The 11767-nt window shown below is 65.3% G+C and carries 7 protein-coding genes; 3 read left to right on the top strand and 4 right to left on the bottom strand.

The window, feature by feature from the left end; all coding sequences use genetic code 11:
• From GPA27_RS21580 to GPA27_RS21570, 3 genes are all read right to left on the bottom strand, one after another.
• On the bottom strand, positions 1-463 hold a 463-nt coding region (locus tag GPA27_RS21580; RefSeq protein ID WP_246261341.1), incomplete at its 3' end, for a WD40/YVTN/BNR-like repeat-containing protein.
• A gap of 81 nt (positions 464-544) precedes the next feature.
• On the bottom strand, positions 545-1894 hold the full coding sequence (locus tag GPA27_RS21575; RefSeq protein WP_169142493.1) for a DUF1329 domain-containing protein: 1350 nt from the start codon (positions 1892-1894) through the stop codon (positions 545-547).
• A 14-nt stretch (positions 1895-1908) separates the two neighbouring features.
• A complete protein-coding gene (locus GPA27_RS21570) occupies positions 1909-3627 on the bottom strand; it encodes a DUF1302 domain-containing protein (protein WP_246261339.1) in 1719 nt (572 codons plus the stop codon).
• A 371-nt stretch (positions 3628-3998) separates the two neighbouring features.
• Between GPA27_RS21570 and GPA27_RS21565 the strand changes: the two genes are divergently transcribed.
• From GPA27_RS21565 to GPA27_RS21555, 3 genes are all read left to right on the top strand, one after another.
• Entirely contained in the window at positions 3999-5930 is a 1932-nt protein-coding gene (locus GPA27_RS21565; protein WP_169142492.1) for a putative bifunctional diguanylate cyclase/phosphodiesterase, read from the top strand.
• Positions 5931-6153: 223 nt separating this feature from the next.
• Entirely contained in the window at positions 6154-7182 is a 1029-nt protein-coding gene (locus GPA27_RS21560; RefSeq protein ID WP_169142491.1) for a universal stress protein, read from the top strand.
• A gap of 156 nt (positions 7183-7338) precedes the next feature.
• Complete coding sequence (locus GPA27_RS21555) at positions 7339-8994, top strand: AMP-binding protein (protein WP_169142490.1); 1656 nt, start codon at positions 7339-7341, stop codon at positions 8992-8994.
• An 8-nt stretch (positions 8995-9002) separates the two neighbouring features.
• Here the strand turns inward: GPA27_RS21555 and GPA27_RS21550 are convergent, their stop codons facing one another.
• Positions 9003-11666 carry a helix-turn-helix transcriptional regulator gene (locus GPA27_RS21550; protein ID WP_169142489.1) on the bottom strand — a complete coding sequence of 888 codons (2664 nt, stop codon included), beginning with the start codon at positions 11664-11666 and terminating at the stop codon, positions 9003-9005.
• Positions 11667-11767: the final 101 nt, after the last annotated feature.

Genomic DNA, 11767 nt, shown 5'->3' with positions numbered 1-11767 from the left:
CGCCCTGCGCGGCGAAGCGCTCGGCCTCGGCGACCCATTTCGCCGCGTCGTCGCCCGTCCGGGTCTTGTAGTACGCCACCATCCGCTCGCCGAGCGCGCGGCCGTCGAGCTGCTTGGTCCAGGTCGCGCCGGCGTCGCTCGAGTGCAGCACGACGCCGTCGTGGCCCACCGCCCAGCCCTGCTGCGGCGTCGGGAAGCTCACGGCGACGAGGTCCGAGCTCACCGGCACCTTCGCCTGGCGCCAGTTCTGCCCTTGGTCGTCCGAGTACACCACGTGGCCGCGCTGGCCCACGCCGACCACCCGCTGTCCCGCCAACGCCAGGCCGTTGATCAGGCCCCTGGCCGCCAGCTCGCTCGCCATCGCCGGCACGTTCAACACATCCTGGAAGGCAGCGGCTGGTGCCGCGACCAACATCCAACAGGCGAGCGAAGCCGCTACGGCCCCAATCCGGTGCAAATTCATTGCTGTTCCTCTGTCGTGACCGGGTGACCCGGTGCAGCACATTCGCCGCACCGGGGCCCGGGGAGGAGACGGTCGATGCGTTTACCGGATACCCGAGCCGGCGAGCGAATCGGGCGACCAGTCGCGGTCGGTGAGCGGCTTGGTCTGGCGCATGCCGCCGGTCTCGGCCGCGAATCCGGTCAGCGAGTAGATGCCCGCGACCAGGTCGTAGTGGCCGAACATGTCGGTGTAGGGCGCCGGCAGGTCGTAGCTCGGGGCCATGTAGGCGAAGCCGGCGCGGTAGAGCTGGCCGCGGGCGTCGTACTGGTCGGAGGCGAGCGCCGCCCACGAGTCCTCGTCGAGGTAGAAGGTGCGCTTGCTATACACGTGGCGCTTGCCTTCGCGCAGCGTCGCTTCCACCACCCACACGCGGTGCAGCTCCCAGCGCACCAGGTCCGGGTTGAGGTGGTTGGGTTTCAGCAGGTCGTCCTGCTTGGCCTGATACACCGCGCTGTAGGCGTTGTACGGCACCACCATCTCCTTCTTGCCCACGAGCTTGAAGTCGAAGCGGTCCATCGAGCCGATGAAGATGAAGATGTCGTCGAAGGTGTTGCCCCCGGCCGTGCCCGGGTTGGGCGTGTCGTGCGAGAGATCCGGTGCGACCTTCACGCGCCGCTGCCCCGGCAGGTAGGTCCACGCGCGCCGGTCCTTGGTGCCGATGTCGAGCGGATCGACGATCAGCAGCGCCTCGCCCGCCCGGCGCGCCGGGCCGGTGTAGGTGTTCTTGATGCGCCAGTAGGTCTCGGCCGAGGTCTTCGTCGCATCCCAGAACGGGTATTCCTGGACGTTCACGCCTTCGGTGGCGAGCGTCGTGCGCCCGCTCGCGTCGACGTTGAGGTTGCGGTACTTCACCTCGTAGGCCTGGCCGTTGTAGCGCACCAGGTGGTTCCACATCGCTTCATAGCCGGTCTTGGGGATCGGGAACGGGAAGCCGGCGTGCGCGCCTTCGATCGAGCGCCCGTCGTTGTTGGTCTTGGCCTGCGTGGCGCTCTTCGCGGTGTTGTCGGCGACGAACCTGGGGAAGGCGACGCTGCGGTGTGTCGGGTACACGTCGACGCGGAACGTGGGGTACTTCTGCAGCAGCGCCTTGGTCCCTTCGGTGAGCTTGTCGGCGTGCTGCGCCAGGTTCTTGGCGTCGATCACGAGGCGCGGCTTCTCGCTGGCGAAGGGGTTCGGGCGGATGCCGTCGCCCGGCTTGAAGCCCGCCGGGGCGGTGGTGAGCCCGCCGGTGTACTCGGGAATGGTGCCGTCCTTGTTGCCGGCCTTCTCGGCGCCCACCGCGGTGAGCGTGGTGCCGAGTTTCTTCGCCTCGTCGGGCGTGATCGCGGCCACGGCCGCACCGCTCAGGGCGAGCGCGAGCGCCGCCGACAGCAGGGTTTGGGTGAGTTTCATGGGGGTCCTCCTCCTCAGAAGGTCGTCTTCAGTGTCAGGCTCACGAAGCCGCGGTCCTGCAGCAGCGTGGTGAAGCCGTTTTGTGTGGTGAGCGCGGTGCCGTTGTGGCGGTACTTGCCGAAGTAGTCGATGTACTTGAGATCGATGCGGTACTTCTGGAACACGTCCGCCGACAGCCCGACGCTGTAGTTGCCGTTGCCCTCGTTGCCGCCGAACACCGTCGGGGCGTTGCCCGACAGGCCCACCGACAGCGCCAGCGGCGCCGACAGGTCGACCCCGGGCAGCACCTGGTACCAGGTCGGCGTGAAGGCGAGCGCGAGGCCGAAGAAGTCCTTCGTCGTGCAGCCGTCCCACTTGTCGCGACCGGTGCACGGGGCGAAGCCCTCGGCGTAGAAGAGGCGCTCGCCGCTACGCACCTTGTCCCACTTGGCCCAGGTGAGCTCGGCCGCCCAGCTCGCGGCGTCGAACACCGGGGTGTCGGAGATCAGGCCCAGCACATTGACCAGCGCGTGGAAGGTGTCGCCGCGCGGGCCGGGGGTTTCCCCGTCCTGCGGCAGGCCCGTTGTCGCGATGCCCAGTACCTGCGAGTTGAGCGGGGTGTTGCGGCGGTAGGAGAGTTCCGCACCGACGCTCACGCCACCGATGTTCTTGGCGAGGCTCACGCCGAAGAGGTCGATGTCGTCGGCGTAGATCAGGTTGTAGCGGGTGACGCCAGCGCCGACGCGGGTGAGAAAGGTCTGCGGCAGCTTGTCGGCGTAGCGGCGGTAGTAGACGCCGAGCGTGCCGTCGAGCGCCTCCGGCGACCAGCGCAGCGACACGCCGTATTCGCCCGCCTGCTTCGGTTCGACCGGCTTGCCGTTGGTGGCGAAGCCCAGCCCGCGGCTGATGAACTGGCGGTCCGGGCCGTTGAAGGCGAAGTCGACCGGACCGAGGTAGGTGCCGCCTTCGGGGTAGCGGTAGGCTTCCCACTCCATGAAGTACTGCGCCGACACCGACAGCGTGTCGGTCACCTGCGCCTGGCCCGAGAGCTGGTTCAGGGGGCGGAAGAGTTCCTTCGCTTCGGCGCCGGGGGTGGCGAAGCCCTTCTGCAGGTCGAGCGGCATCTGCGCATAGGAGACGCTGTGCAGCGCGCCGCCGAGGAACAGCGATTCGCCCCAGAACACCGTGTGGCGGCCCGCCTTCAGGCGCACCGGCACGCTCGCGGCGTCGAAGTTGGCGAACACGAAGGCGTCGAGCAGCTCGCCCGAGGGGCCGGCGTAGTAGCGCTTGGTGTAACGGCTGTACTCGTGGTCGCGGTAGCTCGGGATCGCCGCGAACGGCGCGTTCGGGTTCGATTCGCTGTGGTCGCCGTAGGCCGCGTCGTACCACGCCGCGCCGCTCACGCGAAAGCCGCTCGTGCCCTTGTACACCACGTCGAGCTCGGACAGCAGGTCGAGGCGGTTGGCGACCAGATCGCCCCGGTCGAAGCTGTACGTGCCCTCATCGGTGAGCGCCGAGTTGCCGAACTTGCGGTCGCGACTCTCCACGCGCGTCGCAATGTTGTAGCGCACCGTGTTGTCCCAGCGCACCTGCAGGTCGGCGTTGCCGGTGTCAAGCTCGAACGCCTGCGCGTTGCCACCCATCGCCAGCATCGCCGCTGCCACCGCCAGCACCGTCCGCCTGCGCGCGACTACGCACCCTTGTCTCCTCGTCTCCATCGTCTTCAGCCCCTCTTTTTTGGTTGGCTTTGTCAATTCCGCTCGTCCGGCACCTGCACTCTGGACGCAACTCATTCTGCGCATTGATGCCTTCACTTTCACCCCCCTGCGAGGAGTGGTGAAAAGTGCCAATTGAGGTCACGCGCTTTCGCGGCCGCCTCTCTTTGATTTGTGAAGTAGCTGTGGGGAATTGATGCAACGGGCACGACGAATTCACCGTCGGGCACGCGCGATCTTTATTCCTGGAGTGGAGGGACTAGTCTTTATTTATATTCGTAGGTACGAATGGGCGTTGCGGGATCTTGTCCAACTCCCGAGATTCGTACTGCGCGGCCTGTGACTGCCAGAATACTGCATCACGTGGAAGGACCGCAGGGACGCTGCACGCTATCGAGGGTCCAAAAAACATGAAGCACCAGGCAACACCGCGGCGCCTTAGCCCATCCCGTCCTGAGCGAACGCCCCCACCAGCCGCCGACTGCTCGCCCGTGCTCGCGAGAACGGTCCGCGCTTTGCGCACCCTGAGTGCCGGGAACCGGACTCTGCTGCGGGCAACGGATGAGCCGGAACTGCTGCATGAAATGTGCAGGGTGATCGTCGAAGATGGAGGCTACCGAGTTGCAACCGTGTGCTACGCCGAACACGACGAACAGAAAAGCATCCACCTGATGGCCTGCGTCGGCATCGACCGCGTGCATCTCGAACGCTTGCCCCTCACCTGGGCCGACACCGGCTTCGGTGAATGGGCGGTTGCCACCGCAATCCGCACCGGCGAACCGTCGGTCGGAAGGCACCTTCTCACCGAACCCTCGTACGCCCCGATTCGCGATTACGCGCAGAAGGCCGGCTATGCCGCCGCCACCGCCTTACCCCTTCGCATCGACGGCGAAATCGTCGGTGCGCTGAGCATGCTGGCCGCGGACCCGGACGCCTTCGACGAGACCGAGATGCGTCTGCTCTGCGAGTTGGCTGACGATCTTGCCTACGGGATCTCGAATCTGCGCACCCGCGTCAAGCACCGCGAAGCAGAGAGGACCATCGAGCGCATGGCCTACTGCGACCCGCTGACCGGACTGCCCAACCGGCTCTCGCTCTGCGCACAACTGAGCCAGGCCCTCGAAGGCGCGAGACAGGAATTCAATCCACTTGCCCTGCTTGTGCTGAAGATGGGGCAGTTGCAGGAGATCAACGAAACCCTCGGCTACCGCGAGGGAGAGCGCTTCCTGCAAACGATTCACTCCCGCCTTCTTGCCTTTACCGATCAGGCCAGATTGGTGGCCCGCGTGGGCGAAGACGAGTTCGCCGTGCTGCTTACCGATGCCGGGTCGGAACACGCCACTCAGGTCGCGCAGAATCTGCTGAGGATTCTGCGTGAGCCGGTCGACTTGACCGAGTTCGCGGTGGATTCACGCGCCAGCATTGGCATCGCGCTGTTTCCCGGCCACGGGACCGACGCCGACGACCTTCTCCGCCGCGCGACTGTCGCGGCCGGCCAGGCACGGCACACTGCCTCGGGCCATACGCTCTACCGTGGCAGTCCGGACCGGGAATTCGCACGTCGTCTGTCGCTGATGGGCGAGCTGAGACACGCCATCGCGAAGAATGAACTCCTCCTCTACTGCCAACCCAAGGTCCACCTCGAGACCCAGCGCGTCTGCGGGGCCGAGGCACTGGTGCGCTGGCAGCATCCCAAACATGGAATGCTCTCGACCGGTGATTTCATCAAGATTGCGGAGCATGCCGGCCTGATCACGCCGCTCACTCAATGGGTGCTGGAAGCTGCGTTCCGCCAGAGCTACGCATGGGCGGAAGGCGGCATGGATCTGCCGATGTCGGTGAATCTGTCCGCTCATGACCTGCGCGACCCGCGCCTGCTCGATCGCATCAAGGGGCTGTTCGACACTTGGGGAACCAAGCCGGAGCTGATCCAGTTCGAACTCACTGAAAGTGCCCTGATGGAGGAGCCCATTGGCGCGCTGGAAATCCTCACCCGGCTCAAGGATCTGGGTGTCGAACTACTGATCGACGACTACGGAACCGGCTACTCGAGCCTCACCTATCTGCAGAAACTTCCCGTCGACACCCTGAAGATCGACCAGTCCTTCGTCGGAAACATGCTTGCCAACGATGACTCTGAAATCATCGTGCGATCGACGATCGAGTTGGGGCACAACCTGGGCCTCAAGGTCGTCGCGGAAGGTGTCGAGAGCAAGGCCGTGTGGGAGCGTCTGGCGATTCTCGGCTGCGACTCGGCACAAGGCTATTTCATCAGCAGGCCAATTCCCGCTGGAGAGTTCCCGGAATGGGAGAGACTCTCCTGCTGGCATCCGCAAAGCTAAGCCCGGAAGGCCTGATCGGCGGTCGGCTCCATGTTTGCGGTCGCCGCCAGCCCCCCTCCGCGGAGGGGGTGGCGAGGCATTCCGACGGGATTAGAATCGGCTGCGAATGACCCCCCGTCGACGGCGGGCCGACTGCAATGACCGGATCGATGACGGTGTGACCATGGCCGTCCGGGCCGGGCACGGCACAAGCGCCCGATTCGCCCAGTTTCCAGGAGCCCACATGTACCGCCACCTACTCGTGCCCATCGACGGAACCGACCTCTCGACGGAAATCTGCAGCAACGCAGTTGAATTCGCCCGCACACTCGGCGCCCGAATCACCTTCTTTCACGCACAGCCGGACTATGCCTCGGCGCTCGACGGCGAGGCCGAAATCGTTCGGCTGACGTCCCCGGCGAAGTTCGCCTATGCCTTCGAGGGTCGCGTGCGCGAACTCCTCGCGAAGGCCGAAGCCGCCGCGCGGGCATTCGCCATCCCATGCGGCTCCGCGACGGCGGTCAGCGATTCGCCGGCCCGTGCAATCATAGCTGCGGCACGGGAGGCCGACTGCGATCTCATCTACATGGCCTCGCACGGCCGGCGAAGCAACATCGGCATGATGCTGGGATCACAGACCCTGAAGGTCCTGGTCAATGCCGGCATGCCCGTGCTCGTCGCCGCCACCTCCAATCCGCCCGCCCTGTCGCAAGCGATGGACGCCATCCGGGACGATCACCGCTCGCTCGCTGCAGCCCTTCACGCGCTGCTGAACCTGCTCGACAACCAAGGCGAATTGCGAGAGCCGCCACACGCCGAACTCATGCGCACGGTGATCCACTATGTCACGACGTTTTCGGCAACTCATCATCGGCCGAAGGAAGAGGAATACCTTCTGCCCCGGCTGCACGAGCGCTCATCGCGTTACGACGCTGAACTCGCCGAACTGAGCCGGCGTCATGACCAGGACTGTGGCCTCTTCGACGAACTCGCGACGTCCATCGATCGCTATCTCGAGGGCAAGGGCGATCCTGCGGCGATCAGGGATGCCGCTAGCCGCTGCGAACGATCCATATGGGAACACATGGAACGCCTCGAGCGTGTCATTCTCCCGGCAGCGCAATGCCATCTGACCCCCGAAGATTGGGACTGGATCAACGCGGCATTCTCCGAAGACGGCGATCCGCGTTTCAGTCGCAGCAGCAAGACAGAATTCCGTCGCATCTTCTCGCACATCGTGAATCTCGCGCCCTCGGACGCGAGTCACGCCTAGCCCGGTTCCGTCGGAGCGGCCCCCACTATTGCGCCCGAGCTCAACGAGGCTCCGCCCGGCGAGTGCTCACCCCCCTTGCAAGGTGGTTTCCGATTCCGGCAGATGCCTTAACCTTTTCCTGTACCAGCGGATCCGGACATGCTCAGGAGGCAGCCCATGCTCAAGGGACTCATGCAGGACGTTCCCCTGCTCGTTTCTTCGCTTATCGAACATGCGGCAAGGTGCCACCCCGAAGCGGAAATCGTCTCCCGCACGGCGGAGGGGACGATCAATCGCAGCACGTATCGGGACATCGCGCGACGCTCGAAGGGCGTGGCCAGGGCGCTGCTCGCGCTCGGCGTGAAGCCCGGCGAACGAATTGGCACCCTGGCATGGAACGGCTACCGCCACATGGAAATGTACTACGGTGTTTCCGGGATCGGCGCCGTTCTCCACACCATCCATCCGCGGCAATTTCCCGAGCAGCTCGAATACGTCATCAATCACGCCGAAGACCAGCATCTATTCTTCGACATCACCTTTGCACCGCTGGTCGAACGCCTGGCGCCGATGCTCAGGACGGTGAAGCACTTCGTGGCCATGACGGACCGCAGGAATCTTCCGCTGAGCGACATACCGAATCTGCTCTGCTATGAAGACCTGATCGCCGGGACGGATGAAGATTTCACCTGGCCAGTCTTCGATGAAACCACGGCCTCGTCGCTGTGCTACACGGCGGGGACGACGGGAACGCCCAAGGGTGTCCTGTACTCGCACCGCTCGACCGTGCTGCACGCGTTCGCGCTATGCGCAGCCGACAGCATGGCGCTTTCCGCCAGCGAGTCCGCGCTGCTGGCGGCACCGATGTTTCACGTCAATGGCTGGGGCGTGCCTTACGCCGCGGCGATGTGTGGCATGAAACTCGTGCTGCCGGGGCCGGCCAACGACGGCAGAAGCCTGTACGAACTGATGCGCGATGAGCGCGCCACGCTCGCACTCGGCGGACCCAAAGTCTGGGCACCGATATTCGCCCATGCCGACGCCACGCACCGCAATCCCCGCAAGGAACTCCGTCTGCGCCGCGTCGTCATCGGCGGCGCCGTGCCGGGCGGTGAGCTAACCGAACGGTTCGCGTCGCAGTTCGGGGCCACCGTCACGCAGGTCTGGGGGATGACGGAGAGCTCGCCTATCGGTGCGGTGGGCGCCCCCCTTTCCGGGCAGGGCGAAGCGGACGAAGGGGCGACGCCGCCGGGGGCCAGACAGGGGCGTGCGCCGTTCGGGGTCGAATTGCGCCTCATCGACGACACCGGCCGGCGCGTGCCCCACGATGGGCACACGCGGGGGCACCTGCGCCTGCGCGGTCCCTGGGTCGCCGCCGGTTATTTCAAGGCGACGGGGACATCGCCGCTCGACACAGAAGGATTCTTCGCAACCGGAGATATCGCGACGATCGATGGCAAGGGCTGGCTACGGGTCACCGATCGGGCTGCAGACGCGATCAAGAGTGGCGGAGAATGGATTTCCTCGGGCGAACTCGAGGCCGTCGCAATCGGCCACCCCGGCGTGTTCGAGGCCGCACTGATCGCGTTTCCCGGTACACAGCCGCGCTCCCGCCGACTGCTGGTCGTCGTGACGCGAAGCTGCTGCGAGATGAGCCGGGAAGAACTGCTCGACTACCTCGCGCAAAGAATCGACCGGCGCTGGTTGCCGGACGACGTGTCCTTTGTCGAGCACATTCCGCATACAGCCACAGGAAAGGTGCGCAAGGGGCAGTTACGGGAAATGTTCGCCGCACACCCTTGGCCGGTGGAGACCGCCGCTCCCGTGGTCTGACCGGCGGCTCAGTATGGATCGCTGAGGACACCCAGCATGCGGGCGCGGTCGACCACGTGCCGTCGCGAGCCCGCATTGAACTTGACGAACATGTTCTTGACGTGCCACTTGACGGTCTCGTCGCTGATGCTCAGGGCACTCGCGATCTGCTTGTTCGTCAGATTGCGCCCGAGCAATTGAAGAATTTCTTCTTCCTTCGCGGTCAGTAGCCCGCCCGTCCTCACGACCGTCGCATGGGAGGGGGGAACCGACGTGCGCCGCGGCGGAACCGGCGGACGTTCGGGCACGAGTTCGTCGCCAGCCACTTCCTCACTTTCCCACTCGCCGACCAGGGGCTGCAGATAGTTGAGCGCACGACGCATGCCGAAGATATCGGCGAGGCCAACCGCCTCGTCCAGCCGGGTCTTCCATTCCAGGCCGCGATGCCTGCACGCAAACGCAATGAGGAACTTGGTCTCCACGCCTTCCCGTCCGCGCCGCATCTTCTCCGTTTCGTCGTGCAGGGGTTCGAGGATGGCCAGAGCCTTTTCCCAGTCACAGCTCGCGATCGCACCGTAACCGCGCGCCAGGCCCATCCGCAGCAGCAAGAGGCGCCCAAGGAGGGTGTTCGTCTCCAATTCGGGCGCCATCGCTTCGAGGCGCTCACATGCATCGAGACAGGATCGCGCGCGACCCTGCATCATATGCATGCGGGCCTGTTCGAACAGGCTCGCGACGCAGTAACGCGGCATCTTGCGGACTTCGCCGAGTGCGAACAGGTTGTCGAGCAGATCGAGCGCACGTCGATGCTGCCCCTTCATTCGCGCAAGCCGGGCGGCAACCTGGTACCCCATCACGATCGCTTCCGGTGCCGAGACGTGCTCCAGCACGTCCAGCCGTCCCAGCAGCACGTCTTCCGCCGCATCCGTGTCGCCGAGCTCCCAGTGGGCCATCGCCAATGCCGAGGCCAGCATCGCACTCACGCCATTGCGGCGGCCGATGGCGTCGTCCGCACGTCGGGAGGGTTCTGCGAGCCACTCCTGCGCGAGCTGCACGTGCCCCTCCCACAGGTAGCTGAAGCCGATCCCCCACTCGGCCCAGCCGCGCACCGCATGCAGTCCGGCGGGCACGTCGACGTACGCCGCCCGGATCAGATGTCTCGCCCGCTCCGGATTGCCGCGGTAGATCTGGGCAACCGCCGTGCAATTGGCGTAGATCGCCTTGAGGGGCGGCGATGCCGAGCCATCGTGCCCCTTCCATGGCGCAAGAATGCTCTCCATTTCGTCGATCCGATCGGCGAAATACGCCGCCGCGCCACTGATCAAAGCGCTCTCGAAACCTTCTTCCACCGGCGCTGCGGAATTTCCACGCACCTTCTCGATCAGCCGCGTCGCCTCCTGGTGCCGCTCGCTCAGGGCAAGCACCCAGGCGGCACCGAGCAGCGTGCGTGGATGGCGCTCAAGTTCTGCGGGCGGCATGCGCTCCAGCCAGTACATGAGGCGGACATGGTCGCCTTCGAGTGCGGCACCGTATATGCATTCGCTGATCAGGCCGTATGCCAGTGCATCCTCGCCCGCCGCGAGTGCCTGGTCCGCCGCCGCCTCGCGCATGCCATGGTCGGCCAACCAGCGCGCCGCCCGCCCGTGCAGGGCCTGCCGCTCGCCGTCGGGGCGCTTGCGCAACTGCCCGGCGAGAAACTCGCGCACCATGGGGTGAAACCGGATCCAGTCCGTGGTGAGCCCGTCAGCGAAGATCGGCAGCGAATCACGCAGGTGCGCCAGCACCTCGGGAGTATCCTCGTAGCCGGAGACGATTGCGCACAGGTCGACCTGCAAGGCGTCGAGAATCGAGATGCGGACGAGAAACTCGACGATACGCGGCTCCAGATCCCGCAGCAGGCCCTCAAGGAAATAGCGCTCGAGATCGCCCGTCGCGGCATCCATCGTCGCGATCGCCGCGTTCAGATCGGCCTGGCGTTCAATGACCACCATCGCCAGCTGGAGCCCCAGCGGCCAACCGGCGGCCTTCTCGTGCAGGCGCATGCAGGATTCGGCGTCGATCCGATCCTTGAATCGCGTCTTCAGGATCTCGGCCGTTTCCTGGCGCGTGAAGCGCAGCCGGTCCGCACCGACAGAGGCATACAGGCCCCGCGCCAGAAAGCTCGAGAGCGGAAGCTGCAGCGCCTTGCGCGAAGCGAGGACGACGCGAAGATTCGGCGGCGCGTTAAGGATCAGATAAAGCAGCGACTGCTGAACGGCGTCCGGGGCCGCCTGCGCCTCGTCGAGGATCAGCACCGTCTCGGCTCCGAGATTCGCGACTTCGGCAAGCCACGCCGTCAGGCCTTCGAAGTCGCTGCTGCCCTGGCGGATCAGCTGTGCGACGGCACGCTCGAACGTCGGCCGTCCGCTTGCCACCCTCATCGAATACGCGAGCCCGCCGGTAAAGCGGGCGACGTCGTCCCGGTCGTCGAGCGTCAGCCATGCGACCAGCGCACCAAGGTTGAGGGCTTCGCGCCGCCACTGGCCAAGCAGGGATGTCTTGCCGAAGCCTGCAGGAGCAATGACCTCGATGATCGTCTTGTGCGTGAGCTCCTCACCGTCCCAGCTGAGGCGGCCGCGCAGCAGTTGCTCCTTGGGCACGCGTGGCGGCGTGCACTTCAATACGAATTCGGGATTCGCCGTTTCAGTTGTCATTCCGCAGGTGTGCGCAGAGGCTCGCCGGACAGGGGAAGTAGAGACTATCGCAGTCGGTCACGAAACGGAATCGCGCACGCGTTGATGTCACGGGACCGGTG

This window comes from Aromatoleum toluolicum (assembly GCF_012911005.2).
GTDB classification, from domain to species: domain Bacteria; phylum Pseudomonadota; class Gammaproteobacteria; order Burkholderiales; family Rhodocyclaceae; genus Aromatoleum; species Aromatoleum toluolicum.
This window is presented reverse-complemented; position numbering and strand designations above follow the sequence as displayed.

Bases quoted from the DNA above. Each gene is read 5' to 3' on its own strand.
- GPA27_RS21575 (WP_169142493.1), bottom strand. From the start codon at position 1,894: ATGAAACTCACCCAAACCCTGCTGTCGGCGGCGCTCGCGCTCGCCCTG.
- GPA27_RS21565 (WP_169142492.1), top strand. From the start codon at position 3,999: ATGAAGCACCAGGCAACACCGCGGCGCCTTAGCCCATCCCGTCCTGAG.
- GPA27_RS21560 (WP_169142491.1), top strand. From the start codon at position 6,154: ATGTACCGCCACCTACTCGTGCCCATCGACGGAACCGACCTCTCGACG.
- GPA27_RS21555 (WP_169142490.1), top strand. From the start codon at position 7,339: ATGCTCAAGGGACTCATGCAGGACGTTCCCCTGCTCGTTTCTTCGCTT.
- GPA27_RS21550 (WP_169142489.1), bottom strand. From the start codon at position 11,666: ATGACAACTGAAACGGCGAATCCCGAATTCGTATTGAAGTGCACGCCG.